25 protein-coding genes are annotated in these 26,518 nt (G+C 59.4%); 11 read left to right on the top strand and 14 right to left on the bottom strand.

Going from position 1 to position 26,518, the window contains the following annotated elements:
- Positions 1-6: 6 nt before the first annotated feature.
- The 7 genes from scpB (at position 7) to ACTJK5_RS13995 (ending at position 5,767) form a co-directional block, all read left to right on the top strand.
- Complete coding sequence (scpB, locus tag ACTJK5_RS14025; RefSeq protein ID WP_440612808.1) at positions 7-720, top strand: SMC-Scp complex subunit ScpB; 714 nt, start codon at positions 7-9, stop codon at positions 718-720.
- Positions 721-878: 158 nt separating this feature from the next.
- Positions 879-1,091 (top strand): twin-arginine translocase TatA/TatE family subunit, encoded by a 213-nt coding sequence (locus ACTJK5_RS14020; RefSeq protein ID WP_062424260.1) that lies wholly within the window; start codon positions 879-881, stop codon positions 1,089-1,091.
- An 89-nt stretch (positions 1,092-1,180) separates the two neighbouring features.
- Positions 1,181-2,014: a Sec-independent protein translocase protein TatB gene (gene tatB, locus ACTJK5_RS14015; protein ID WP_440612723.1), complete on the top strand. Its 834-nt coding sequence runs from the start codon at positions 1,181-1,183 to the stop codon at positions 2,012-2,014.
- A complete protein-coding gene (gene tatC, locus ACTJK5_RS14010) occupies positions 2,011-2,823 on the top strand; it encodes a twin-arginine translocase subunit TatC (protein ID WP_062424262.1) in 813 nt (270 codons plus the stop codon). Before tatB ends, tatC begins: the two co-directional genes overlap by 4 nt.
- A gap of 95 nt (positions 2,824-2,918) precedes the next feature.
- Complete coding sequence (serS, locus tag ACTJK5_RS14005) at positions 2,919-4,202, top strand: serine--tRNA ligase (RefSeq protein ID WP_440612722.1); 1,284 nt, start codon at positions 2,919-2,921, stop codon at positions 4,200-4,202.
- A 138-nt stretch (positions 4,203-4,340) separates the two neighbouring features.
- Positions 4,341-5,117, top strand: coding sequence for a 5'/3'-nucleotidase SurE (gene surE, locus ACTJK5_RS14000; RefSeq protein WP_440612721.1), 777 nt, complete (start codon positions 4,341-4,343; stop codon positions 5,115-5,117).
- Positions 5,114-5,767: a protein-L-isoaspartate(D-aspartate) O-methyltransferase gene (locus ACTJK5_RS13995; protein ID WP_062424265.1), complete on the top strand. Its 654-nt coding sequence runs from the start codon at positions 5,114-5,116 to the stop codon at positions 5,765-5,767. The genes surE and ACTJK5_RS13995 overlap by 4 nt, the downstream gene beginning before the upstream one ends.
- A 74-nt stretch (positions 5,768-5,841) precedes the next feature.
- On the opposite strand, the gene ACTJK5_RS13990 is transcribed toward ACTJK5_RS13995, so the two are convergent.
- The 7 genes from ACTJK5_RS13990 to ACTJK5_RS13960 form a co-directional block, all read right to left on the bottom strand.
- Positions 5,842-7,494, bottom strand: coding sequence for an OFA family MFS transporter (locus ACTJK5_RS13990; RefSeq protein WP_113272791.1), 1,653 nt, complete (start codon positions 7,492-7,494; stop codon positions 5,842-5,844).
- Positions 7,495-7,673: 179 nt separating this feature from the next.
- Positions 7,674-8,018 (bottom strand): formate dehydrogenase subunit delta, encoded by a 345-nt coding sequence (locus ACTJK5_RS13985; RefSeq protein WP_113326388.1) that lies wholly within the window; start codon positions 8,016-8,018, stop codon positions 7,674-7,676.
- Positions 8,008-8,832, bottom strand: a complete 825-nt coding sequence (gene fdhD / locus ACTJK5_RS13980) for a formate dehydrogenase accessory sulfurtransferase FdhD (protein WP_440612720.1) — start codon at positions 8,830-8,832, stop codon at positions 8,008-8,010. Before fdhD ends, ACTJK5_RS13985 begins: the two co-directional genes overlap by 11 nt.
- 9 nt (positions 8,833-8,841) lie before the next feature.
- Positions 8,842-11,724, bottom strand: a complete 2,883-nt coding sequence (fdhF, locus tag ACTJK5_RS13975) for a formate dehydrogenase subunit alpha (protein WP_440612719.1) — start codon at positions 11,722-11,724, stop codon at positions 8,842-8,844.
- 4 nt (positions 11,725-11,728) lie between these two features.
- A complete protein-coding gene (locus ACTJK5_RS13970) occupies positions 11,729-13,285 on the bottom strand; it encodes a formate dehydrogenase beta subunit (protein WP_440612718.1) in 1,557 nt (518 codons plus the stop codon).
- On the bottom strand, positions 13,282-13,761 hold the full coding sequence (locus tag ACTJK5_RS13965; protein WP_440612717.1) for a formate dehydrogenase subunit gamma: 480 nt from the start codon (positions 13,759-13,761) through the stop codon (positions 13,282-13,284). The genes ACTJK5_RS13970 and ACTJK5_RS13965 overlap by 4 nt, the downstream gene beginning before the upstream one ends.
- A gap of 134 nt (positions 13,762-13,895) precedes the next feature.
- On the bottom strand, positions 13,896-14,831 hold the full coding sequence (locus ACTJK5_RS13960) for a LysR family transcriptional regulator (protein WP_440612716.1): 936 nt from the start codon (positions 14,829-14,831) through the stop codon (positions 13,896-13,898).
- A gap of 303 nt (positions 14,832-15,134) precedes the next feature.
- Between ACTJK5_RS13960 and ACTJK5_RS13955 the strand changes: the two genes are divergently transcribed.
- Entirely contained in the window at positions 15,135-16,736 is a 1,602-nt protein-coding gene (locus ACTJK5_RS13955) for a peptidoglycan DD-metalloendopeptidase family protein (protein WP_440612715.1), read from the top strand.
- Between the two features lie 51 nt (positions 16,737-16,787).
- On the opposite strand, the gene mobB is transcribed toward ACTJK5_RS13955, so the two are convergent.
- From mobB to ACTJK5_RS13920, 7 genes are all read right to left on the bottom strand, one after another.
- Positions 16,788-17,309 (bottom strand): molybdopterin-guanine dinucleotide biosynthesis protein B, encoded by a 522-nt coding sequence (gene mobB, locus ACTJK5_RS13950; RefSeq protein ID WP_113326393.1) that lies wholly within the window; start codon positions 17,307-17,309, stop codon positions 16,788-16,790.
- Entirely contained in the window at positions 17,306-17,938 is a 633-nt protein-coding gene (gene mobA, locus ACTJK5_RS13945; protein WP_440612714.1) for a molybdenum cofactor guanylyltransferase MobA, read from the bottom strand. The genes mobB and mobA overlap by 4 nt, the downstream gene beginning before the upstream one ends.
- Complete coding sequence (locus ACTJK5_RS13940) at positions 17,935-19,161, bottom strand: multidrug effflux MFS transporter (protein WP_440612713.1); 1,227 nt, start codon at positions 19,159-19,161, stop codon at positions 17,935-17,937. Before ACTJK5_RS13940 ends, mobA begins: the two co-directional genes overlap by 4 nt.
- The gene (locus ACTJK5_RS13935) at positions 19,158-20,060 is read right to left on the bottom strand and encodes a DMT family transporter (RefSeq protein WP_062424276.1); all 903 of its coding nucleotides are present in this window, start codon (positions 20,058-20,060) and stop codon (positions 19,158-19,160) included. The genes ACTJK5_RS13940 and ACTJK5_RS13935 overlap by 4 nt, the downstream gene beginning before the upstream one ends.
- Before the next feature lie 148 nt (positions 20,061-20,208).
- Complete coding sequence (gene moaA, locus ACTJK5_RS13930; protein WP_440612712.1) at positions 20,209-21,258, bottom strand: GTP 3',8-cyclase MoaA; 1,050 nt, start codon at positions 21,256-21,258, stop codon at positions 20,209-20,211.
- Positions 21,259-21,532: 274 nt separating this feature from the next.
- Positions 21,533-22,522 (bottom strand): carbon-nitrogen hydrolase family protein, encoded by a 990-nt coding sequence (locus ACTJK5_RS13925; RefSeq protein ID WP_440612711.1) that lies wholly within the window; start codon positions 22,520-22,522, stop codon positions 21,533-21,535.
- Between the two features lie 177 nt (positions 22,523-22,699).
- Positions 22,700-23,380 carry an alpha/beta fold hydrolase gene (locus ACTJK5_RS13920; protein WP_440612710.1) on the bottom strand — a complete coding sequence of 227 codons (681 nt, stop codon included), beginning with the start codon at positions 23,378-23,380 and terminating at the stop codon, positions 22,700-22,702.
- Positions 23,381-23,624: 244 nt separating this feature from the next.
- On the opposite strand from ACTJK5_RS13920, the gene ACTJK5_RS13915 reads away from it, so the two are divergent.
- Genes ACTJK5_RS13915 through ACTJK5_RS13905 form a run of 3 tightly spaced genes read left to right on the top strand, consistent with a single transcriptional unit; the run spans position 23,625 to position 26,506 of the window.
- Entirely contained in the window at positions 23,625-24,005 is a 381-nt protein-coding gene (locus ACTJK5_RS13915; protein ID WP_111847146.1) for a gamma-butyrobetaine hydroxylase-like domain-containing protein, read from the top strand.
- A 35-nt stretch (positions 24,006-24,040) separates the two neighbouring features.
- Entirely contained in the window at positions 24,041-25,858 is a 1,818-nt protein-coding gene (locus tag ACTJK5_RS13910; RefSeq protein ID WP_440612709.1) for a monovalent cation:proton antiporter-2 (CPA2) family protein, read from the top strand.
- A gap of 39 nt (positions 25,859-25,897) precedes the next feature.
- Complete coding sequence (locus ACTJK5_RS13905) at positions 25,898-26,506, top strand: pyridoxamine 5'-phosphate oxidase family protein (protein WP_062599965.1); 609 nt, start codon at positions 25,898-25,900, stop codon at positions 26,504-26,506.
- Positions 26,507-26,518 lie beyond the last annotated feature (12 nt).

Genomic DNA, 26,518 nt, shown 5'->3' with positions numbered 1-26,518 from the left:
GTGGATATGAACGGCGGCGTTTCTGGCGAAGGTGCAGAGATAGGCGGCGGCACGGTTGCGGAGCGTCTTGAAAGAGAGGCGGAGCGCATCGCTGAAGCCTTGGTCTTCGCCTCAGCGCAGCCCGTGTCGGAAGCCTTCATCGCTGAGCGCATCCCGCGCGGTGTCGATGTGCCGCCTTTGATGAACCGGCTGAAGCAGGTCTACGCAACACGCGGCGTCAATCTTGTGCAGGTCGGCGGTAACTGGGCCTTCCGCACGGCGGGCGATCTTTCCTTCGTCATCCATGTCGATGAAAAGGAACCGAAGAAGCTTTCGCGTGCCGCACTCGAGGTACTGGCGATCATCGCCTATCATCAGCCTGTGACGCGCGCCGAGATCGAGGATATACGCGGTGTTCAGACCTCGCGCGGCACGCTGGATGTGCTGATGGAGGCTGGATGGGTGCGCTTTCGAGGGCGCCGCCGCACCCCTGGGCGTCCGGTGACCATGGGAACGACGGTGGAGTTTCTGGATCACTTCGGCCTTGAGGAGTTGCGCGACTTGCCGGGCCTCGATGAACTGAAGGGAGCGGGGCTGCTGTCCGGCCGCATTCCGCCGAATTTCGGCATTCCCGTGCCGTCGATGAGTAACGAATTGACCGAGGACGAGGACCCGATCACGCAGCTCGATCTCGAAGAACTGGGGCTGCTTGCCCCCCGCGGTGGCGACGTAGACGATTGATTTTGTTGCGGGTGCGCAGCGATCACGTAGATGTGTCGATATGCTGCTGCATCACAGCATTTCTCGCTGCCTTACTTTGTTGAATAGCCATTTTGTTGTTTGAAAAAGCCATTCAAACGGCTTACATCGTTCAAAGCAAAATTCAGGGAGTTTGCGTTATGGGTTCTTTTAGTGTTTGGCACTGGCTGATCGTTCTTGTGATCGTGCTGGTTCTGTTCGGCCGGGGCAAGATTCCAGAATTGATGGGTGATGTCGCAAAGGGCATCAAGAGCTTCAAGAAGGGCATGGCCGATGACGACGCTACGCCACCGCCTGCCGACACCAATGTCAATGCCAAGACGGTCGATCACAAGGCTGACGAGATCAAGTAATTGATCCGGGGTAGGGCGGTCACGTCTTTGCCCTGGTCGTCGGGACTTGAGGATCATGGCGCGTTGTTGCGCGTGTCGGGAGCTTTTTGATGTTTGATATCGGCTGGAGCGAGCTGCTGGTGATTGCGATCGTCCTGATCGTGGTTGTTGGCCCTAAAGACTTGCCGCCCATGATCCGTGCCTTCGGCAAGACGATGGCCGGCTTCCGCAAGATGGCGGGTGATTTTCGCGCGCAGTTCGATGAGGCCATGAAAGAAGCCGACATGGACGATGTGCGCCAGACGATCGCCGATGTCCGCAATCTCAACCCGACAAATTCCCTGCGCGATGCGATGAACCCTTTGCGTCAGCTCGGTAATGACATCCGCTCCGATCTGCAGAAGGCGGCAACGCCGTCCGGGCCGGCAACCAGCGCCCCGGTCGATGCCCCGGATGTCACCCTGTCCGGTCCGGAGATGACGTTGCCCGACGCGCCGCCGCCCGCTTTGACGCCTGCGCCGATCGCCGCCGCACCGATGGCTCCAGCGCCCGTTGTTGCGCAAGCAACGCCCGTCGTCGAACCGGTTGCCGAAAAGCCGAAGCGGAGCCGAAAGACTGCCGCGAAAACCACGCAGGAAGTCGAAGCCGAGGCGGTCGCTGCCAAGCCCAAGCGTGCACCGCGCACGATTTCGGCCAAGGCCGATGCGAAGAAGCCGAAGGTCTCGTCCGTCGCGGAAATGCAGGCGGAGCCCGCAAGTTCTCCTGCGCTGACGGACGTTGCGGCCAAAGCTGCGAAACAGACGTCAGCAAAGGCGGCGGATAAGAAGGTCGCATTGGCTACCGCGCCCAAGTCGAAGGCGGCCCGCACCAAGTTCGACGCCACCATGGCTGCCGAGCCAGCCAAGAAAGCACGAACGGCCAAGGCCAAGAAGGATGAAGCATGAGTGAGGATATCGAGGATAAGCCGCAGCCGCTTATCGAACACCTCATGGAATTGCGCACGCGGCTCATCTGGTCGCTGGGGGCATTTTTCGTGGCCTTTCTGGCCTGCTTCGCCATGGCCAAGCACCTGTTCAACCTCCTCGTTATTCCTTACAAGTGGGCGGTGATCTGGGCAGGGCTGGACGTCGCCAAGTCCTCCCTGATCTATACGGCCCCCCAGGAATTCTTCTTCACCCAGATCAAGGTTGCCATGTTCGGCGCCATGGTGATCTCCTTTCCTGTGGTTGCGTCGCAGCTTTACAAATTCGTCGCGCCCGGTCTCTACAAGAACGAGCGCGCCGCCTTCCTGCCGTTCCTGATCGCATCGCCCCTGCTGTTTCTGCTTGGCGGCGCGCTGGTCTACTTCTTCTTCACGCCCATGGTCATGTGGTTCTTCCTCGCCATGCAGCAGCTGCCGGAAGACGGCGAGGTCGCAATTTCGCTGATGCCGAAGGTGTCGGAGTATCTCAGCCTCATCATGACGCTGGTTCTATCCTTCGGTCTCGTGTTCCAGTTGCCGGTCGTCACCACGCTTCTGGCGCGTGTCGGATTGCTGACCAGCGACTGGCTGAGAGAGAAGCGCAAATTCGCGATTGTCGCCGCCTTCGTCGTGGCTGCCGTTCTGACGCCACCCGATCCGATGTCCCAGATCGGTCTTGCCTTGCCAGCGATCCTTCTCTACGAGGTTTCCATCTATATGGCTCGACTCGTGGAGAAGAAACGCGCTGCCGAAAACGCTGGCCGGGAGCTTGACGGTCCCGAAGAGGCGTGACGGCTTCTTGAGTTCTTTCTTCAGACGCCGGGTCATTTGTCCCGGCGTTTTGTTTTTCAACAAGCAAAGACGTAAAACCACGGTCTGGAACCACGATGCACGATATTAAATGGATACGCGATAACCCTGAAGCTTTCGATGCGGCGCTTGCCAAGCGCGGAGCCGAACCTCAGTCCGCGAGCCTGATTGCGCTCGACGAGAAGCGCCGCTCCGTTATCCAGACCCTGCAGGACATGCAATCACGCCGCAACACCGCCTCCAAGGAAATCGGTGCGGCGATGGCGCAGAAGAATGCTGAGCTTGCAGAGAAACTGAAGGCAGAAGTTGCCGACATCAAGGACAGCATGCCGAAGCTGGAAGAGGAGGACCGTCAGGTTACCAGCCAGTTGAACGATGCCCTGTCGCGCATTCCCAATATCCCGCTGGACGATGTGCCGGTCGGCAAGGATGAGAACGACAACGTCGTGACCCGCGTCGTTGGCCAGAAACCCGGCTGGAATCACGAAGCCAAGGAGCATTTCGAGATCGGCGAAGCGCTCGGCTATATGGATTTCGACCGTGCGGCAAAGCTCTCCGGCTCGCGCTTCACGGTTCTCACGAGCCAGATTGCCAGACTGGAGCGCGCGCTTGGCCAGTTCATGATCGATCTGCACACCCGCGAGCATGGCTACACGGAAGTGTCGTCGCCGCTGATGGTGCGTGCCGAGACGCTGTATGGAACGGGCAATCTTCCGAAGTTCGAAGAAGACCTCTTCAAGACGACAGATGGACGGTACCTGATCCCGACCGCTGAAGTGACGCTGACAAATCTGGTCGCTGGCGAAATCCTCGATCAGGAGAAACTGCCACTTCGTTTTACGGCGCTCACCCCATCGTTCCGTTCGGAAGCGGGCTCTGCGGGTCGCGATACGCGCGGCATGCTGCGCCAGCACCAGTTCTGGAAGTGCGAACTCGTCTCGATCACGGATACGGAAAGCTCGATCGCCGAGCATGAGCGCATGACGGCCTGCGCCGAAGAGGTGCTGAAGCGCCTTGGCCTGCATTTCCGCACCATGACGCTGTGCACCGGCGATATGGGCTTTGGCGCGCGCAAGACCTATGACCTCGAAGTCTGGCTTCCAGGCCAGAACACCTATCGCGAAATCTCCTCCTGCTCCGTCTGTGGTGACTTCCAGGCACGGCGTATGGATGCGCGCTATCGCGGCAAGGGCGACAAGGCTACGAAGTTTGTTCACACGCTGAACGGTTCGGGCACGGCCGTCGGACGTTGCCTGATCGCGGTTCTGGAAAACTATCTCAACGACGATGGTTCGGTGACCATTCCGGACGTGTTGTTGCCTTACATGGGTGGCCTGACTCGGATCGAGAAGGCAGCCTGAGCTTCGATACCGGCTCCTGCGTCGACGGCGCAGGAGTACTTCATCTCTGCCCGGAGGAGAGCGTCTGTCCAGCAAGACATTTAGTTGAGCGGAGACGGGCGCTGTGTGTTGTAGAACGAACCGATGAGGGAGAAGACCATGCGGATTTTGCTGACCAATGATGATGGCATCCATGCCGAGGGGCTGGCAGCGCTAGAGCGCATTGCCCGCACGCTGTCGGACGATGTCTGGATCGTCGCGCCGGAAACCGACCAGAGCGGTCTTGCACATTCCCTGACGCTTTCCGAGCCGCTTCGGCTACGCAAGATCTCCGACAAGCACTACGCGCTTCGCGGCACGCCGACAGACTGCGTGATCATGGGCATTCGTGAAGTGCTGCCGGGCAAGCCCGATCTCGTTCTCTCCGGCGTCAATTCCGGCGCCAACATGGCCGATGATGTGACCTATTCGGGTACGATTGCCGGCGCTATTGAAGGTACGCTGCAGGGCGTGCGTTCCTTTGCGCTTAGCCAGGCCTATGCCTATACGGGCAATGCCGAGCGGATCGTTCCCTGGGAGGTCGCCGAGACCTATGCGCCGGATCTCATCCGCAAGCTCAGCGAGATCGATTTGCCAGATGGGACATTCCTCAACCTCAACTTCCCCAATTGCGCACCGAAAGATGTGAAGGGCGTCAGCGTCACAGGGCAGGGCAAGCTCGATTTCGGGCTGACGGTAGAGCAGCGCCAGGACGGCCGCGGCCTTCCTTACTACTGGCTGCGCTTCGGGGAGCGGCTCGGAAACTTCATGGAGGGCACGGATATCCATGCCGTCAAGAACAACAAGATTTCCGTAACACCTCTCAAGCTTGACCTTACCGACTACACAGTCAAGGATCGGATCGCCAAGGCACTTGGATTCGGAGTGAACGATTGAAATCCCCCATGGTGGAGAAAGAAGGCTTTGCCGCTCTCGTCCTGAGGCTGCGGGCCGAAGGCATTTCCGATCTCGATCTCCTGACAGCTGTCGAGCAAACGCCCCGCTCTCTCTTCGTGCCGGCGCCGCTTGCAGCGGACGCCTATTCCAGCCGCACCATCCCGATCGACTGCGGAGCCTTCATGGAAGGTGCCGATATGGCGGTGAAGATCATCTCCCGGCTTCAGGTCAAGCCAGGCCAGCGCGTGCTTGAAATCGGCACCGGCAGCGGCTTCATGACGGCGGTGCTTGGGCGCAGAGTCGAGCGCGTGCTCTCGGTTGAGCGCTACAAGACGCTGGTTCAAGCGGCACAGAACCGGATGGATGATCTCAGCATTCGTAACGTTGTGATCCGTCAGGCCGACGGCTCCAACGGTCTCGTCGGCGAGGGCACCTTCGACCGTATCGTCTCAACCGCAGCCTTTTCCGCCATGCCACGCTTCTTCACCGAGCAGATCGTCTCCGGCGGCATGATGATTGCACCGATCATTCTAGAAGACGGTCGCTGCGTGATGACCCGTTTCTCCAAGACTGGCAGCCGTTTCGAGCGCGAGGAGTTGTTCGAGACGCCTTATTTGCCGATCGAATCCCATATCGCGACCTACCTGTAGAACGCCGGGGCAAACTGACAAAAAAAGAGCCGACTTTCGCCGGCTCTTGATGGTTTTCGAGGTCCTTCGGCAACTTACCCGAAGAGTGCGAAGCTGCTCTTCAGCGTCACCCACACGCCCCACAGGAGCGGAAGGCCGACAGCGGCCCAGGCGAGAGCTGCCTTGCCGTCGAAACCGCCTTTGCCGATGCCGAAGGAACCGGTCGGGCCGGCATTTGCGGCTGCGGTCTTGGCCTGGAGCGAGGCGACTTCCTCATCCGACATGAACCACTTGTCGGAAAGCGGCTTGACGAATGCGTTTGCGATGAGGCCAAGCGCCAGCATACCGGCAAGAATATACATGGTGCTGGTATAGAGGGCCGGCCCCGGCGCTACACCGGCAGCGATCTGCGCCTCACGGATATAGTTGACCACGACCGGACCGACGATGCCGGCCGTTGCCCAGGCTGTCAGCAGACGACCGTGGATAGCACCAACGAATTGCGTGCCGAAGATGTCTGCCAGATAGGCTGGAATGGTGGCAAAACCGCCGCCATACATCGACAGGATGATGCCGAAGGCGAGGACGAAGAGAGCCTTGGAGCCCATCAGAGCAAGCGTGGGTGCCAGCGCATAGAGGACGATGCCGAGGATGAAGAAGCAGAAATAGGTGTTCTTTCTGCCAATCTTATCGGACATCGATGCCCAGAAGAAGCGGCCACCAATGTTGAAGAGCGACAAAAGGCCAGTGAAGCCTGCGGCGATTGCCGCGATCTGTGCCTTCTGCGCGGCGTCAAGATCGGCAAAGGCAACGCCTGGCTGGCCGATCAAGGAACCAGCGAAGATTTCCTGCAGCATGGGCGAGGCCATGCCGATGACGCCGATACCGGCAGAGACGTTGAGGCAGAGAACTGCCCAGATCAACCAGAACTGTTTGGTCTTGTGAGCATCACGCAGATGCACATGACGCGTCGTGATCATCGCGCTTTTGGCAGCGGGCGGAGTCCAGCCTTCGGGGCGCCAGCCGGCCGGTGGTATGCGATAGCCGAAAGCACCTGCCATCATGAAGACGAAATAGATCAATGCCATCACGACGAAGGTCTGCCACACGCCGACCGTCGTGTCGGTCTTGAAATAGCCCATCAGCAGGTTGGCAAGTGGAGCGCCGATCATTGCGCCGCCACCGAAACCCATGATGGCCATGCCGGTTGCCATGCCGCGGCGATCCGGGAACCACTTGATCAGGGTCGAGACGGGAGAGATGTAACCAAGACCAAGACCCACGCCGCCAATCACGCCAGCACCAAGCCACATCAGCCACAACTGATGGGTCATAACGCCGAGCGCTGCCACCAGAATACCGCCGCACCAGCAGCAGGCGGAAACGAAGCCGGCCTTGCGTGGACCGACACGCTCCAGCCAGCCGCCCCAGATGGCAGCCGAGCAGCCGAGCAGAACGAAGAAGAGCGTGTAGATCCATCCAAGGTCCGCCACGCGCCAGTTGCAGGCGGTGGTGAAGAGAGCGCCGACGAGCGTCAGGCTTGAGCAGCTCGGATCGGTCGCCGGAAGCGCTCGCGACAAAGGCAGCCAGAACACGCTGAAGCCATAGGCCATGCCGATGCACAGATGGATCGCCAGTGCGGCTGGTGGGACCAGCCAGCGATTGAAACCGGGTTTGGCGATAATTCGCTCTCGATCAAGAAGACCGGTCCCCGCCATGCCTCCTCCGCTTACGCCTGCAACTGCCATCGACAATACCTCCCTCTTTGGAATGTCAGGACAACGTCAAATGCTCTCGCTCATACGTGATGAGCGGGCATCGATGAAAAAGGGGAAGCCGGGCTGATCAGAGACCCGTCTTCCAGGATGTCGGTTTCGACCTCGTCATATTGGCGTGCGTGAGAGACCGTGCGTTTTCGGTGCACCCTTCACGCCGCGCCGGAAGGAACGCTGGGTTCCGAAAGAGATTCTCCAGCAATCGGACCTTTGCCGCCCGGCGCACCCTTTGCTGCGTCTTCCCCCAGGCCGACCGCCTGCGTGGTTGGGTCTCCCGGACGCTTGATCTTTGCCGATGCCGTCACGACGAGCGGCAGAAAGCCGTCTGCACCACTGTCGATCATTTCGAAGAACCGCCGCCGCATGCGCGGCTCCCAGAACTTGTTGATGTGTGTCGCCACCCCATCCACCTGCACGTCCTGCGGCTGTGATGTGAAGAATGTGGCGATCTGGTTTGCCATGCGGATCAGCTTCTCATCTGTGTGGCTAAGCGACATGACTGTTCCCCCCGGAAGCCAGACGGTCGGGTCTGGTAAACACTTCGAATTCATCGCCACGCGCGATACCGATCAGGCTGATACCGGCCTCTTCCGCTGTCTCGATGGCGAGTGCGGTCGGTGCCGAAATCGCTACGAGGACCGGGCATCCGAGAAGGGCCGTTTTCTGCACCATTTCGACGGAAAGACGGCTGGTGACGACCACGATCCCATCGGCTGCCGGACGTCCGGAGCGAAGGATCGCACCGGAGAGCTTGTCCAGAGCATTGTGCCGCCCGACATCCTCTCGCACCGCGACGATGCCGTTCTCTGGCCGGTAGAAACCCGCGCCGTGTACCGCACGTGTTTCGCGATTGAGGCTTTGCCCATCGCCAAGCAGGCGAATGGCTTCGCTGATCTGCCTCGGCATGAGGCGGGCCGCCGGATCTTTGACCGTTGCGACCTTGCGGGTTGCCTGCTCGATCGACTCGATACCGCAGAGACCACAGCCAACCGGTCCTGCCATGCGCCGGCGGCGCGCCACCAGCGCGTCGGCTGTCGTATCCTTCAGCGTAATCTGCACGTCGATCCCTCGACCCGCTTCAACCAGATCGACCTCGATGATATCCTCCGCTGACGTCACGATCTCCTCCGCCAGCGAAAAACCATAGGCGAAGTCGATGAGGTCTGCCGGCGTTGCCATCATCACCGCATGGGTGGAGCCTCCATAGGAGAAGGCGACCGGTACTTCCTCCGGGACGATGCGGTGGCCCGCCTCCATTCGCCCCTGTCTGAAGCGCCATTCGTCGATCGTTCGGCTCGGTTTCTGCTGCATTCTCCGATCCTATTCCGCCGCGTCGAGTTTCGCCACGATTCGTCGCGACTGGCGGGAGAATTCTTCATAATCTTCCTGCCACTCCGTCGGACCGTTGGATGGCGAGACCTGAACCGCCGTCACCTTGTATTCCGGACAGTTGGTTGCCCAGTCGGAGAAATCCGTGGTGATGACATTGGCCTGCGTGTCCGGATGGTGGAAGGTCGTATAGACGACTCCGGGTGCGACACGGTCGGTGATCAGCGCGCGTAGCGTTGTGTCGCCTGAACGGCTTGCGAGCTTGATCCAGTCACCGTCCTTGATGCCGCGCTGTTCGGCGTCGTGAGGATGAATTTCCAGCCGGTCCTCCTCGTGCCAGACGACGTTTTCCGTCCGTCGCGTCTGCGCGCCAACATTGTACTGAGACAGGATACGACCTGTCGTCAGCAGTAATGGGAAGCGAGGGCCAGTGCGTTCGTCGGTCGCCACATATTCGGTGCGAATGAACTTGCCCTTGCCGCGGACGAAACCGTCGACATGCATGATGGGTGAGCCGAGCGGGAATTTCTCGTTGCAAGGCCATTGGACCGAGCCGTGCTTCTCCAGATAGTCGTAGGAGACGCTGGCAAAGCTTGGGGTTGTCGCTGCGATCTCGTCCATGATCTGCGATGGATGGGTATAGTTCCAATCGAGCCCCATCGCCTTTGCGAGCTTCTGCGTTACCTCCCAATCGGCATAGCCATTTTTCGGGCTCATGACCTTACGCACGCGATTGATGCGGCGTTCTGCATTGGTGAAGGTGCCGTCCTTTTCGAGGAACGTCGATCCTGGCAAGAAGACATGGGCGTAGTTTGCCGTCTCGTTGAGGAAGAGATCGTGTACGACGACGCATTCCATGGCAGCGAGTCCTGCAGACACATGCTTGGTATCCGGATCGGATTGCAGAATGTCTTCGCCCTGGATGTAGATGCCCTTGAACGACCCTTCGACAGCGGCATCCAGCATGTTGGGAATACGCAAGCCCGGCTCATTGTTCAGCGTCACGCCCCATAGCTTCTCGAAAGTCTCGCGCGTGGCGTCGTCCGAGATGTGACGATAGCCGGGCAGTTCGTGGGGGAAAGAGCCCATGTCGCAGGAGCCCTGGACGTTGTTTTGACCGCGCAGCGGGTTCACGCCAACGCCCGGACGACCGATATTGCCGGTCGCCATGGCAAGATTGGCAATTGCCATGACGGTCGTCGAGCCTTGGCTGTGTTCGGTGACGCCAAGACCATAATAGATGGCGCCATTGCCGCCGCGGGCATAAAGACGCGCAGCCCCGCGAAGCTCTGCTGCCGGAACGCCGGTGAACTTTTCCGTCTCTTCCGGGCTATGCTCCTCTTCCGATACAAAGGCTGCCCAATCCTCGAATTCGGACCAATCGCAACGGTCGCGAATGAAGGCTTCGTTGAAGAGACCTTCGGTGACGATGACATGGGCAAGTGCGGTCAGCACCGCAACGTTGGTGCCGGGCTTCAGCGGCAGGTGGAAGGCAGCCTCCACATGCGGTGTACGCACAAGGTCGATGCGGCGTGGATCGATGACGATCAGCTTGGCGCCCTGGCGCAGCCGCTTCTTCAGCCGAGAGCCGAAGACCGGGTGGCCGTCCGTGGGGTTCGCGCCAATGACAAGCACGACGTCAGACTGTTCGACACTGTCGAAGTTCTGCGTGCCGGCAGATGTGCCGAAGGCCTGGCCGAGGCCGTAGCCGGTTGGGGAATGGCAGACGCGAGCGCAGGTATCGACATTGTTGTTGCCGAAGCCAGCGCGGATCAGCTTCTGCACCAGATAGGTCTCTTCATTGGTGCAGCGCGAGGAAGTGATGCCGCCAATCGAGTCCTTCCCGTACTGGTTCTGGATGCGACGGAATTCGGACGCCACATGGGAGTATGCCTCTTCCCACGTCACCTCCCTCCAGGGATCGGTGATCTTTTCGCGGATCATCGGATTGAGGATGCGGTCCTTGTGGCTTGCATAGCCATAGGCAAAGCGGCCCTTGACGCAGGAATGGCCACGGTTGGCCTGTCCATCCTTCCACGGCACCATACGGACCAGCTCTTCGCCGCGCATTTCCGCCTTGAAGGAACAGCCCACGCCACAATAGGCGCAGGTGGTAACCAGTGAATGTTCTGGCTGACCGATGGCGATCACGGATTTTTCCGTCAGTGTCGCCGTCGGACAGGCCTGAACACAGGCGCCACAGGAGACGCATTCGGAATCGAGGAAGGCTTCATGCGCACCGGCTGACACGCGGCTATCAAAGCCACGGCCCTCGATGGTCAGTGCAAAAGTACCTTGCACGTCTTCGCAGGCGCGGACACAGCGTGAGCAGACGATGCACTTTGACGGATCGTAGGTGAAGTAGGGGTTCGACTCGTCCTTCGGCATCCACTGCGCATTGACGCCGCCATCGGTCGAACGCGCCTTGACGTGGTTGTCGCCCTCATAGCCGTAGCGCACATCGCGCAGGCCAACGGCACCTGCCATGTCCTGCAACTCGCAGTCGCCATTGGCCGCACAAGTCAGGCAGTCGAGCGGGTGGTCGGAGATGTAGAGCTCCATCACACCCTTGCGGATTTGCTTCAACCGTTCCGTCTGTGTGTGGACCACGAGGCCTGGGGCAACCGGCGTGGTGCAGGAGGCGGGGGTGCCGTTTCGACCCTCCACCTCCACCAGACAGAGGCGGCAGGAGCCGAACGCGTCGACCATATCGGTGGCGCAGAGCTTCGGAACCTGGATACCCGCTTCCATGGAGGCGCGCATGATGGAGGTGCCCGCAGGCACGGTGATCTCGCGACCATCGATGGTCAGCGTTACCACGTCCGTGGATTTGGAGGCCGGGGTGCCGTAATCGATTTCGTGAACAAGGGTCATGGTATCACTCCGCCGCTTCAACAAGTGGGGTGGGTGCGAAATCCTCCGGGAAGTGCGTCATCGCGCTCATCACCGGATAGGGGGTGAAGCCGCCCAGCGCGCAGAGCGAGCCGAACTTCATGGTGTTGCAGAGATCGGCCAGAAGCTGGCGGTTTTTCTCGGGTTCGATACCGCGCGCGATCTTGTCGGCGGTTTCGACGCCGCGTGTCGAGCCGATGCGGCAGGGCGTGCATTTGCCACAGCTTTCGACCGCACAGAATTCCATCGCAAAACGTGCCTGATTCAGCATGTCGACGGTGTCGTCGAAGACGACAATGCCCGCGTGACCGATCAGACCGCCGGCGGCGGTGAAGGCTTCATAGTCGAAGACCGTGTCGAAGAGCGATGGAGGGAAATAGGCACCGAGTGGACCGCCCACCTGCACCGCCTTGACCGGGCGACCGGAAATGGTGCCGCCGCCAATCTCATTGACGAGTTGACCGAGCGTCATGCCGAACGCAGCTTCGTAAAGACCGCCATGTTTCAGGTTGCCGGCGAGCTGAATCGGGATCGTGCCATTGGAGCGGCCGACGCCGTAATCGCGATAGAACTGCGCACCGCGATCCATGATCACTGGAATGGAGGCGAGTGACATGACGTTGTTGACGACGGTCGGTTTGCCGAACAGGCCCTGGAGCGCTGGGAGCGGCGGCTTAGCGCGAACGATACCGCGCTTGCCTTCCAGACTGTTGAGAAGGGAGGTTTCCTCGCCGCAGACATAGGCACCGGCGCCAACGCGCACTTCCATATCGAAAGCGTGAGCCGAGCCCATCACGGAAGGGCCGAGGATGCCAGCAGAGCGGGCAATCTTTATCGCCTCGTCCATAATGCCAATCGCATGCGGATACTCGGAGCGAGTGTAGATGTAGCCCTTGGTCGCACCGACTGCGATTGCGGCGATCGCCATGCCCTCGATCAGGACGAAGGGATCGCCTTCCATGATCATGCGGTCTGCGAAGGTACCGCTGTCACCCTCATCGGCATTGCAGACGATGTATTTCTGGTCAGCGGAAGCGTCTGCGACGGTCTTCCATTTGATGCCTGTCGGGAAGCCGGCACCACCGCGTCCGCGAAGGCCACTGTCGGTGACCTGTCGGACGATGTCCGCAGGATGCATCCCTATCGCCTTCTCCAGACCCGTTAGGCCCTGGTACTGGCGGTAGTCATCGAGCGACAGCGGATCGGTGACGCCACAGCGGGAAAAGGTGAGGCGTGTCTGGCCTTTGAGGAACGGGATATCCTCTGTCAGGCCATGGCCGAGCGGGTGCTCGCCGCCATTGAGAAAACCCGCTTCGAAAAGAGACGGGACATCCGATGCCTTGACCGGCCCGTAGGCGACACGACCCGCGTCGGTGCTGACCTCGACCAGCACTTCCAGCCAGAGCATCCCGCGCGAACCGTTGCGGACAATGTGGACATCATGGCCGCGGGAAACGGCTTCTCGCTCGATGGCCGCTGCCACCTTGTCGGCACCCACGGCAAGTGCTGCCGCATCACGGGGAACGAAGACGGTGACGGTCATTTGCTGACCTCCGCCACGATGTCGTTCAGACAGTGCTCATCGATGCGACCATAAAGCTCACCGTCCAACATAGCGGCCGGGGCAGAAGCGCAGAGGCCAAGACAGAAAACGGGCTCAAGCGTGACCGAGCCATCGGGTGCGGTTTCGTGCCAGTCGAGGCCGAGCCTTGCTTTCGCGCGTTCGGCGAGCCTGTCGCCGCCTATCGACTGACAGGCTTCGGCGCGACAGAGCTTCAGGGTGTGGCGCCCGGCGGGGTGATCGCGAAAATCGTGGTAGAAGGTGATGACACCATGCACTTCGGCGCGCGAAACATTGAGCGCGGAGGCGATCAACTGCTTGGCACTTTCCGGAATATAGCCGAACTCCTCCTGCACCTGATGCAGGATAGGCAGCATCGGCCCTTCCAAGTGGCGACAGTGATCGATGATTTCGGATATCCGGCTTACCTCGGTACTGGCAACCGCTCGAATGTTCATGGTCAGTCCTCCCAAACCGACGCCAGACAGACAGAGACTTATCTCCGTGAAACCCGCGATACCGAGGAGCCGAGTGCTCGTAGGTTGCGCGTATCCCAATCTGGCTTTCGGGAAGGATGGCGAGAATGCATCCGTCAGGTCAATAAAGACGTCCCGTTGTGCGATAGAAAATTTCTATCAAAAGCCGATGCCGCCGCGCGGGATCTGGCTTCATGGAGAAGCGCCGAAACGAGAGGTGTGTGAGGCTCACGATGGGTTGCGACCAATCCTACCAAGTGTTCCGCATCTGGCTCCGAGATCGGTATCATCCGGATCTGCTCCGGAAAACCGAATGATTCCGCAACGTTACGTGGCATGATGGAGGCCCATTGACCGGTTCTTATGTGGGAAAACAGCACGATCATCGAATTGGATTCAAGCGTGGGCTTGGCCTGCACGCCAGCTTCTGCCATGTGCGTATTGATGATGCGACGGTTTTGCATGTCCGCTGTTAATAGACAAAGCCGAAGACCGGAAACTTCCTTCCACGTCACAACTTCGCGATCGGCAAGCGGCGTTCCGGCTGCTGTAATGAGGTGGTAGCGTTCCGAATAAAGAGGAACGGTCGTGACCCGGCCCAGCGGTTCATTGTCGAGGTAGGTGATTCCCGCGTCGATCTCGAGATTTTCCAACTGACTGAGAACCTGCAGAGAGGTGCGCGAGGTGACCGAGAAAGTAACATCCGGGTGGCGTGCCTGAAAAGGCTCGGTCAACTTTGGCACCATGGCGAGTGCAGTGGGGATAACGGCGATCCTGATATGCCCCACGAGACCCTTTCGGGCTGCGCGCATCTCTTCGCGCATCGTGCGAGCATCGCCGACGATCCGCCTTGCCCATTCGAGAACGCGTTGGCCCTCCGGGGTCAGCCCCTGATAGCGCGACCCGCGCACGACCAGCACGACACCCAACTGATCCTCAAGCTGGCGGATTGCTGCCGAAAGTGTCGGCTGCGAGATGCGGCATTCTTCGGCTGCCCGACCGAAATGTTCCGCGCGGGCCAGAGCAATAAAAAATTCCAGCTTGTCGATCATCGTGGTTCCTCCCCTCTATCGAGATTTGGCGCGGATGAGGGGTCGCGGTCAACTGGTGGGAATCAAGCAGGGCCATGCATTGGCGACGGATGAGACCCCATGCTGGATATCGCTGAGGCCGGCATGGTTATCGAATTATCAAAAAATATGCGAAGAGCTTAACGTTTTAACGGCGTGGTAACACTAACGCGCTTTAATCATCTCATCGACGCATGGTTTTTCCGTTTCGGAAGAGGGGCCTTGCAAGTGTTTGTTCAGCCGGATCGATTCCGATGCGGCGTTTGCGTCAGTGTAGATCGAGTCATGCGTATGAGTCATTCGCCTAAAACCGGAAAATCAATCGCAAAGATGTTCGCAGCGGCATTGCTGGCAAGCGTCGCAACGGGTTGCAGCTCGGACGCGACACGCTTTAGCGGACTCTTTTCCAGCAACAATACGGATCAGATGACGACCGCGTCCATTCCTCAGCGCAACGGTGCCGGTGCCTATGGTCAGGCCCCCGTTCCCCAGGCTGATATGAATGGTGGCGGTTATGCTGCCGCCCCGCAGGGCGGTTATGGCAACCAGAACGCGGCCATGAACCAGCGTTATCCGGCTTCGAATGGCGGCTATGGTTCGGTCCAGCCATCAACGGCCCGTTCGGCATCCTCTGCCGCACCTGTTCAGCGCGCCGAGCTCTCCGCTCCATCGCCGGTAGCAAGCCGCGATCCTGCGACAAGACGCGAAGCCATGGCACAGCCATTCCCATCTGCGACCGCAAACGGCGCGCCCTCCATGGCGTCGGCGCGGCTGCCGGCGAACAACAGCGCCGATACGCTGTCGACCGGGTCTGTCAAGCGCGACAATAATGGCTGGCACACGGAAGGCGCGTCTTCGGTCACGCTGAATTCCGGCGAGACCGTCGCAACGCTCTCCAGACGCTACGGCGTGCCGGAAAAGGCAATCCTGCAGGCAAATGGCCTGAAGAGTGCATCGGCTGCGCGTCCTGGTCAGTCGATCGTCATTCCGCGCTTTGGTCAGACACCCAATGCTGCCCGTGCTGCGTCCAACAATATCGATTTGAGCAAGAACAACGCCCCGGCTCCAACCCGTGGCCAGGAACAGAATCTTGCTGTTCTGCCGGCACAGGGCGCTGCTCGCGACAAGGTTTCGGCTGACAATGGCAAGCTGACCCCTCCAGGCGGCAAGCCGCTGCCGCCAACCGGTGGCTACAAGGTCAAGCCGGGCGACAGCCTTGCCAAGATTGCTCGTGAAAACGGCGTCTCCGTTGCCGAGCTGAAATCTGCCAACAACATTGCAGATGGCAATATTCGCATCGGTCAGACGCTCACCATTCCAGCCGCTGGAACAGACGGCATCAAGACCGCCTCGGTCAAGCCGCATGAGACTGCTGCGCCCGCGGCTGCTGCAAAGGCTGTCGAGACACCTGTTGCCAAGACAGAAGTGCCGAAGGCGCCGGCTGCCGAAGCAAGTGTGAGCGATGTCGAGAAGAAGTCCGATGTCGCGTCGATCGCGCCGGAATCCACCGGCATCGGCAAGTATCGCTGGCCGGTTCGCGGTGCCGTGATTTCCGGCTTCGGCGAGAATGTCGATGGCAACCGCAATGACGGCATCAATATCTCCGTTCCGGAAGGCACGCCGATCAAGGCTGCCGAAAACGGTGTGGTCATCTATGCCGGCAACGGTCTGAAGCAGCTCGGCAACACCGTTCTGGTGCGTCACGACGACGGCAAGGTCACTGTTTACGGCAACGCTGCCAACCTCGATGTTCAGCGCGGCCAGAAGGTTCAGCGCGGCCAGACGATTGCCACCTCCGGCATGACTGGCAGTGCCAAGCGTCCTCAGGTTCACTTCGAAGTCCGTAAGGACGCAACGCCGGTGAACCCATCCTCTTTCCTTGAATAGTGTTTTGCGTATCAAGGTAAAGGAAAAGCCGGGTCGGAAGGCCCGGCTTTTTCATTTTGATGGACGCTCAAGTCCGACCGTCGCCTCGATGAAGTCGGCGATACGGCCTGTGTCATCGAGATCGAAAACGGGGAGAGTACTTTCCGGGATCAAGTGATCGGCAGCGATTGCAATGATATGCGGATCGCTCGGCGCCAGCGGGTCCGTCTTTGCGGCGTCCTTCCGGCGGGCCTCTATTTTCGGCACGGGCTCGTATTTATAGCCTTCGATCAGAACCAGATCGCAGGGCGCGATGCGCGCGAGGATCTCCTCGAAAGACGGTTCAGCCGCGCCGCGCAACTCATGCATGATGGCAAAGCGCGTGCCGGATACGATCGTCACCTCATGCGCGCCGGCCTGTCTGTGCCGCCAGCTATCCGCACCCACCTTGTCGATATCGAAATCATGATGGGCGTGCTTGATCGTGGAGACCCGGTAGCCGCGCGCGGTGAGCTCCGTGACGATGCGGACTGCCAGCCCAGTCTTGCCCGAGTTTTTCCAGCCGGAAATGCCAAACACTTTTTGACGCGTCATGGAGTAAGACTCTTCAGGAAGGTTTGCGCTTGCGACAGCTCTTCCGGGGTGTTGATGTTGAAAAACGGATCGATGGAACTGGTGGCGCTTTCCACTGGTGGAAAGGACACGCCGATTGTGGGGTGTCGCGCCAGAAAGCTGCGGATGCGACGGTTGTCGTCCTCGGCGAGCCAGTTTTCCAGATCCTCGACGAGGGCAAACGGCCAGAGAGCAAAGACGGGATGAACCTGTCCCTTGGATGCGGCGATGACAATGGTGTTCTCGTCCGGCAGGTGATCCAAAAGCTTCGAAGCAAGATCGTCCGGAAAAAACGGGCTGTCTGAAGGTGCCGTCAACATGTGGCTCGCGCCAGATGGGTGGTCTCTAAAGTGCTGCAAGCCTGCGAGAACGCCGGCAAGAGGTCCTGCGTGCCCCATCTTGGTATCTGGCACGAGCGGCAGGTCAAAGGCCTTGCCCCACTCGCCGGTGGCATTGAGCGCCAGCGTCGAAATCTGTGGCGCCAGTCTATCAATGACATGGTGCAGAAGGTGTCGCTCGCCAAAGGGGCAGAGAGCCTTGTTGGAGCCCATACGTCGCGAAAGACCGCCGGCCAGAATCAGTCCGGGGAGGGCGCGTGCGGTTTTCATCATGCCTCACCTCTTAGCAGACGCTGCGCATGGCGGCGTTCCTGTCTGCCCGCATAAGCGCTCGTCGCCACAGCAAGCACGCCATTGACCAGCATGACGAGGAGCAGATGCGTCGTTCCAGCTTCCTCCGATAGCAGAGACGAGGCGATAACGGAAAGCATCGCTCCACCGCCAATCGTCAGCGCGCCGCCAAGTCCGGAGGCGGAGCCTGCCAGATGCGGCTGGACGCTGACCATGCCGGCATTGGCGCTCGGCAGTGTCACGCCATTGCCGACGCCGATCAGCGCGAGCGGAATGAAGAACTCATAGTGGCTGCCGAGATCAAGTTGAAGGAGCAGGTAGGCAATGACGATGCCGGCAAGCGCGATTACATTGCCGGCCAGCATCATCACCGGGATGCCGATGCGGCTGGCGTAGCGGCCGGAAACGAAGTTGCCCAGCATATATCCTGTCGCCATGAAGAAGAACTGCATGCCCAGCACCGCTGGCGTCAGCCCGTAGAGCACGCTGCCGACGAAAGGCGCGCCGCCGAGAAAGGAGAAAAACAGGCCGGAGGAGAGCGTGCAGGTCAGCGCATAGCCCCAGAAACGGGTGGAGCGAAGAAGCTGCGGCCAGGCCTGGAACTGGGCTGCGAAACTTGCCGACTTCTGCCGGTTGGTTTCGCCCATGTCGAAAAAAACAAGCAGCAGAACCGCCACCGCCGACAGGCCGACGAAAGCGAAGCTTGCCTGCCAGCCCGCGAGATCGTTGAGAAAGCCGCCAACGGTGGGCCCGACCATAGGCACCACCGACATGCCCATGGTGACGTAGCCGATCATCGAGGCTGCCTGCTCGGCAGGCACCATGTCACGAACGATCGCTCTCGCGAGCACGAAACCCGAGGCGATAGCCGCCTGCAGAACGCGGCCAATCATGAAGACGGTGATGTTGGGCGCGAATGTGCAGATCAGCGTGGCGACGATCATCAGCACGATGCTGACGAGCATAACCGGTCTGCGACCGAAGAGATCGGACAGCGGTCCGATCACGAGTTGAAGCACGGCAGTGGCGGCGAGATAGCCTGAGACGGCAAACTGCATGACGGCATAATCAGTGCCGAAATAGACCGACATTGCCGCAAGCGATGGCAGGAAGACATTCATGCTGAGTGCTGCGACACCGGCCACCAGAACGAGTGTCATCACATGCGGTGGGGTCGAGCGATCAAGAAAGCGCGCCTTGTTCATTCGATACCTATCGCTTGCTTGGCGATCGGCGCACGGTGACGCCTGCTTTCGCGGTAGAATGTGTAGAGACCGGAGGCGACGATGATGGCCGTGCCCGACAGCGTCCAGACATCAAGATGATCGCCGAAGAAGAAAAAGCCGATCGAGAAGGCCCAGATCATGCTGGTGTAGCGGAAGGGTGCGACGAAGGAGATGTCACCGCTGCGCATTGCCGTGATGACCGCCTGATAACCGATGACGACAAGCAAGGCGGCTGCCACCAGATGCGACCAGACATAGGTGTCCATTGGCTGCCAGCCACCAAATGGCATGATCAGCGCCGCACCGAACAAGGTGTTGACGACGGTGGTTGTCATGGTGACGGCCATTGAGGGAACATCTGCATACATGCGCCGGGTCAAAAGGTCGCGTCCGGCGGTGACGAACATCGCACCCAGCACCAGTAATGCGCCGGAGGTAAAACCTTCCGGGCCGGGTCTGAGAATAACAAGGACTCCAAGAAAGCCGACCAAAATCGCAGTCCAGCGTCGCCAGCCCACAGGCTCCTTCAAGAAAAGTGCTGCACCGAGCGTCACCGCAAGGGGGAGGGACTGCATGATGGCCGCCACATTGGCGAATTGCATCATGCTAAGCGCCTTGAGGTATAGGATGGAGGCCGAAATCTCGCAGAGACAACGCATCAGGATGACGGGGCGCAACATGGTCTTGAGTGGGCGTAGCGCCCCCATATGGCGCGCAATCACGTAGACCAGAACGCAGGTCATAACGCCGCGAACGAAGAGGATCTGTCCGATATTGATGTAGGGCGTGACGGACTTGGTGAAGGCGTCGTTGACCGTAAAGCTTGCCATCGCCAGAGCCATGAGCAGCGCTCCGCGCGTATTGTCCGTCAATGCCATGATGCCATCCCAAGAACGAGGTCGCGATGCGGGCCTTCCGCAGCGAGGCGACTCCGTTCACTCCTCCTGTCCCAAAGTCGTGGCATGGTGAGCGGACGAATTCAATCCATTTAATGTAAGGGTATCAAATAATAAGCTAGCGGAAGAATCAGCCGCCGGTGACGCTCATGTGGCGGGCGACAGCGGGTCGCTTGCGATTCCGATCGATGATGAAGTCGTGACCCTTGGGTTTGCGAAGGATCGCGTCGTCGATCGCCTGAGATAGAAGCGCGTCGCTGTCGGAGGCGCGAAGCGGCGTTCTCAAATCCGCCGCATCGTCCTGACCGAGGCACATATAGAGCGTGCCAGTGCAGGTAATGCGGACGCGGTTGCAGCTCTCGCAGAAATTATGCGTCATCGGCGTGATGAAGCCGAGCCGTCCACCAGTTTCCTTGACCTCCACGTAGCGTGCGGGTCCGCCCGTCTTGAAGGGAATATCGGTGAGCGTGAAACGCTCTTCGAGCGAGGCACGGAGGTCCGACAGCGGTAAATAGCGATCGGTGCGGTCCTCCTCGATCTCGCCCATCGGCATGGTTTCAATGACCGTGAGATCCATGCCCCGCGCGTGGGCAAAACGCATGAGTTCGGGAATTTCGTGCTCGTTGAAGTCTTTCAGCGCTACTGCGTTGAGCTTGATCTTGATGCCTGCTGCAAGAGCCGCGTCAATACCGGACATCACCTTGGAGAAATCACCCCAGCGGGTGATCTGACGGAACTTCTCCGCATCGAGCGTGTCGAGCGACACGTTGATTCGGCGCACGCCGCAATCGTAAAGTTCGGCAGCATGAGCGGCAAGCTGCGAGCCATTGGTGGTGAGCGTCAACTCATCCAGCCGGCCCGCTTCAACATGGCGGCCGAGATTGCGGATGAGATGCATGATGTTCTTGCGCACCAGGGGTTCGCCGCCTGTCAGGCGCAGCTTGCGCACGCCCTTGGCGATGAAGGCGGAACAGAGCCGGTCGAGTTCTTCGAGCGTCAGCAGATCCTTCTTCGGCAGGAAGGTCATGTGCTCCGACATGCAATAGGTGCAGCGAAAATCACAGCGATCCGTCACCGAGACGCGCAAATAGGTGACCGCCCGACCGAAGGGGTCGATCATGGGAGCCCTGACTTCAGAGAGCGGACTTGCCGTTGTGGGAAAACCGGTGACGCTGTTCATGTCCAGAGTCTGGGGATGCGACTGGCTAACGTCAAGTCGAAACTCCGTAATTGCGCTTGGATTGACCGTTGTTGGATCACAATCAATTGCTGTCCTGCCACGCTCAATTAGAAAAGTCCGAGCGCGGAGCGTGACTAGGGGCACCATCACGCTCCGGCCATCCACTCGAAAGTCTGTGATCATCCAACACATAGAGCCCGGGTGCGGTGTCCGTGAACGAATCTGCCCGATTTGAAAGCAATCGCTGACCGACCGGCCCCGAGTCAATGTTCAATCAAAACAAGCTTCGCTCATCGCTCCTTAGATCACCTTCGATCTGGTGCGGCCCGTAGAGATTGTTGCGAACCTGTCTCCGCCATGACCGCGCAAGACCTTCAGGATTCGTCTGGATTTCTGCGACCGCAATGGCAGGTTGACCATCGATGGGGCATTGAACCGCCCATTGCCCGTCCGGCGAAGCGATACCAGAGGGAGCACCGGGACTTTGAGGCACGAGCGTGGAGAAGCTGATCCAGTAGCTGTTGCTCGCAGCATGGCCTAGAGCCTCTGCCGCGAATGCGGGAGCTCCGGACGGTGTTCCTCCTGCGGTGGAGAACAGGACGCAATCGACCCCAAGGGTTTCGTACTCAACGAAGATTTCCGGGTAATGCACCTCCATGCCCAGTGCGCACCCGATGCGCACGCCATCGATTTCAAACGTTACGGGGTTCCTGCCGGGTGAGTACATGAAGGAGATTTTCGTGTTCGAGAGAAGGCGCTCGTCATAGCGCGTCACCAACTCTCCATGATCGGAAACGACATATAGGCTGTTGTGTGGTCGATGCGGCGAAGTCAGGCGATGAACGGACCCAAACACGATCCAAAGCTTGAGTGCGCCGGCCAGTCTCCTGGTTTCCTCCAGTTCCTCGCTCAGCACGTCCCATTGGAAGCGTGTCCAATCGGAAGGCCCAATGGAGCGCGGCCCCGTTTCGGACATGATGCGCTTGCCTGGCCAGCAGGTTGTGCCCTCCGGAAAATGGAGCAGGCGAGACCCTGCTTGATGGGCATCACGCATGAGGCGACGCATCTCCGCTCCACTGGCGCGAAGTGCCGAAACATCGCGAGGATCGTCGAAGAGAGACGTTTGCGCCACAGCCAACCGCAGCGACCGGAGTTCGGGACGGCCTGGCTGCTGGCGGATATTACGAAGTGCGGCGGTGTAGGATTCGCCGGTTTTTGCGGCACGGGCACGCACGCGGCGTTTGAGATTTCCATTCTGGGTCATGATCTAGCCTTTCACGTCCCGGACAGGGTTCCCCAGCAACCATCCGGCACGATCGGACCAAGATGAGCGACCCGAGACGAAAGTCCCTTTGCCTCGGTTGAAGACCATGCTGGGGAAGGTCTGAGAGGTTGGGCGCAGGCCACGCCGAGATCAAGATGTCCAGTGACCCTCGATTCGTCAAGCTGTCTCAAGGGTCCGCCGGATAATGGAGTTGAGCACTTCCGGCTGCTCGATCGGCACATAATGCCCGCACTCGGATACTACATACAAAAGACCATTTCGAGCCATGACAGCTTGCTTCCGGCTGATCTCAATCCCTGGTGCAGTGTCCTCTGATCCAGTGATAATAGCGACCGGTCCGGAGAAATTTGAGAGAACATCATCGCGGCTTGGACGGGTGTGAAACACCCTTACGCCTCGTGCCACGTCTTCCAAGGACTGACGCAGGGCGATCTTTTTTGTCCTCTCGATCGTCTCCGGCGAAGCTACGCGGGAAAGCAAAGGACTCCAGGATTTCTGCCATGCGAATTCCAGCCCTTCCTCGTTCAGCATCTTGAGAACGGAAGAATGATAGGCAAGGTCTCGCCTTCGCCACGCCTCGGTTCCTATGAGTATAAGGGCGCGGACCCGCTCAGGCGCCAGAGCGGTAACCTCAAGTGCGCATGATCCACCGACTGAGCAACCAACAACGACGAGCCGTTTGGCCGTTGTGAGCGACAGTGCGTTTTCTGCCCATGATCCGATATTGTCTCCAAAGTCATAGAGCGTTGGAGCATGGGTCGCTCCGGGTAGTGGGTCCATTTGCTTAGCCCACATTGTCCCGTCCAAAGGCAGCGCATGTAACAGCAGCAGTTCCATTCCAATGCCTATCTTGACCCCACCATGGCCGTAAAAAATTGTGGCACATTGTGAGCAGGGGTGTGAGTAGGTTTTGCAATCTTCTCGAACTATAGGCCTGCAAGCAAGATCGCGTGGACCTGCACTTCAAACCGATGGCCTCTCGCGCGATAGCCATTGTTGCCACAGGCTGCTATGACGAACCAACGGTCGGTTAACGTGCCGGGCGTCAAATCTTCACACCTCGATAGAACGATCAGAAATCATGAGCAGCAGCGACAATCAGGCATGGCCCACCGAATTGCGGGTTTCCAAAGATCGCAAACACCTGACTGTGGTGTTCGATAATGGTGTCTCTCACACGCTCCCCGCCGAAATGCTGCGCGTCCTATCCCCTTCGGCGGAAGTTCAGGGACATGGTCCCGGGCAGAAGGTGACGGTGCCGGGCAAGCGCGATGTGGCGATCCGCAACGTGGTCGCCACCGGCAACTATGCTGTGCGCATCGCATTCGATGACGGGCATGACAGCGGCATCTTTACCTGGCGCTATCTCCAGGAGTTGGGTGAAAAGGGAGACGCACTGTTCCAGACTTACGAACAGGAACTTACGGAAAAAGGCTTGAGCAGGGAGCCGCGGTTCCGTTAGGGAAGTTGCATGTGATTTCAATATGGAGGTGACACTTGGCCGTCGAGGGAAATGCGAATGATCTGGCCCAAGTGGTCGTCCTGCTGGCCGCCGGTGTGGTGGCAGCGCCCATTTTCAAGCGCATTGGTCTCGGCTCGGTTCTTGGTTATCTCGCGGCCGGTCTTGTCATCGGCCCTTTTGGCCTAGGCGCCTTTTCCGATCCGCAGGCCATCATCCATATCGCCGAACTCGGCGTGGTGATGTTCCTCTTCATCATCGGTCTCGAAATGCAGCCCTCTAGGCTGTGGTCCATGCGCAAGGACATTTTCGGTCTCGGCGCGCTTCAGGTGATGGTCTGTATCGGTGGCCTGACGATGATCGGCGTGGCTTTCGGCTACGCAATCATTCCGTCCTTCGTCGCGGGAACGGGTTTCGTTCTGACATCCACCGCCATTGTCATGCAGATGCTTCAGGAGCGCAACAGCCTCTCGACGTTAAAAGGGCAGCGTATCATCGCCATCCTTCTCTTCGAGGATCTGGCAATCGTGCCACTTCTGGTGCTGGTCACATTCCTCGGCAGTGGCGGCGAAGAAGTCACGATGGCGGAGCGGCTCTCCTCGATCGGTATCGCTTTGGCTGCCACCGTTGCCCTGATCTTTGCCGGTCGCTATCTGCTCAACCCTCTCTTCCGGTTGCTTGCGTCTTCTGGTGCGCGAGAAGTCATGACGGCTGCGGCTCTGCTCGTCGTTCTCGGATCGGCTCTGCTGATGCAGGTCAGCGGCCTGTCCATGGCGATGGGCGCCTTTCTTGCTGGCGTGCTTCTTTCCGAGTCTGCTTTTCGCCATCAATTAGAAGCCGATATCGAGCCGTTTCGCGGCATCCTGCTTGGGCTCTTCTTCCTTGGCGTCGGCATGGCGATCGATCTTTCGGTGATTGCTGCCAACTGGAAGATCGTGGTCGTCGGCGTCATTGCCTACATGTTCGTCAAGGCGCTGTTGATCTACAGCGTGGCGCGGCTCGTCGGTACCTGCCAGCGCGAGGCGATCGAGCGTGCGGTGCTGATGGCGCAGGGTGGCGAATTTGCCTTCGTCCTCTATTCCGCCGCGTCCGCTGCCGGTATTCTCGATGCCGAAACCAACGCGGTACTCACCGCGATGATCATCATCTCAATGATACTGACGCCCTTGATGGTCATTGCCCATGACCGGATCATGCCGGCGGTAAAGCCCAATACGGATGGTCTGGAGCTTCCCGAAAATGTCGAGGGCAGCATTCTGATCATTGGCTTCGGCCGCTTCGGTCAGATCGTCAGCCAGCCGCTGCTTGCGCGGGGTTATACGCTGTCGCTGATCGACAAGGACGCGGATTTCGTCCGAGATGCGGCCGATTTCGGCTTCAAGGTTTATTATGGCGATGGCGCACGTTCGGAGATCTTGCATGCAGCTGGCGCCGCAACCGCACGCGCGGTGCTGATCTGCATCGATGACAAGGAGGCTGCGATCCGCATTGCCGAAATCGTCAAGCACGAGTTTCCCCTCGTACCGGTTCTGGCCCGCGCTTTCGATCGCGGTCACGCAATCGATCTGGTCAAGGCCGGCGTCGATTATCAGATCCGCGAAACCTATGAATCGGCGCTGGATTTCTCGCAGAAGGCCCTGACCTCCGTTGGCGAAGAACGGGATACCGCCGAGCGCCTGGTGGAAGAGTTTCGAGATGTGGATGTCGAGCGCTTTGCGATCGAGGTCGTGGGCGGTATTTATGCGGGCCGGTCGCTGATACGCGGCAATGCTTCGCCCGCCGATCTCGTGGCTGCCAGGACAGCACGCGAGCGCGCGCAACGCGAAGCACGTGAAGAGGCAGAGGCCAGCGGCTGACGCTTTGTGGAAAGACAGCTTAATCGGGAGTGAGGGTTTATGGGAATTATTCGTTCTGTTGAGGAGTTGAAGGCAATCTATGAAGGTTGCTCCGAGGCTTCCCTGGTCAAAGTCACGTCAACTCTCACGCCCGAATACCGCAAGATGATCGAGGCGGCACCCTTTCTGGCGCTGGCAACCGTCGGGCCGGAGGGAATGGACTGTTCGCCGCGCGGCGACAAGGGCGGTGTCGTTCGGGTTCAGGATGAGAAAACCGTTCTGCTGCCAGACTGGCGCGGCAACAATCGCGTCGATTCTCTCATGAACATCGTGCGCGACCCTCGCGTAGCGCTGATGTTCCTCGTCCCCGGTTCGACAACTACGATGCGCATCAACGGCAAGGCGGTGGTGTCGGCAGAACCCGCGCTGCTCGCGAGCTTCGTGATGGATGGGAAGAACCCGCGCACGGTGACGGTGGTCACCATTGACGAAGTCTACTTCCAATGTGCCCGTGCGCTGATCCGCTCTGAGCTGTGGAATCCTGAAAACTTCGTCGATCCGACGTCGCTGCCGACACCCGGCACATTGTTGAAAGCGGCCGAAGCGGATTTCGACAAGGAGACCTACGACAAGGAGTGGCCGGAGCGCGCGGCGAAAACTATGTGGTGAAAAGTGCGATTC

Origin of the sequence: Agrobacterium sp. 22094 (assembly GCF_052046015.1) — a bacterium.
GTDB classification, from domain to species: Bacteria; Pseudomonadota; Alphaproteobacteria; order Rhizobiales; family Rhizobiaceae; genus Agrobacterium; species Agrobacterium cavarae.
This window is presented reverse-complemented; position numbering and strand designations above follow the sequence as displayed.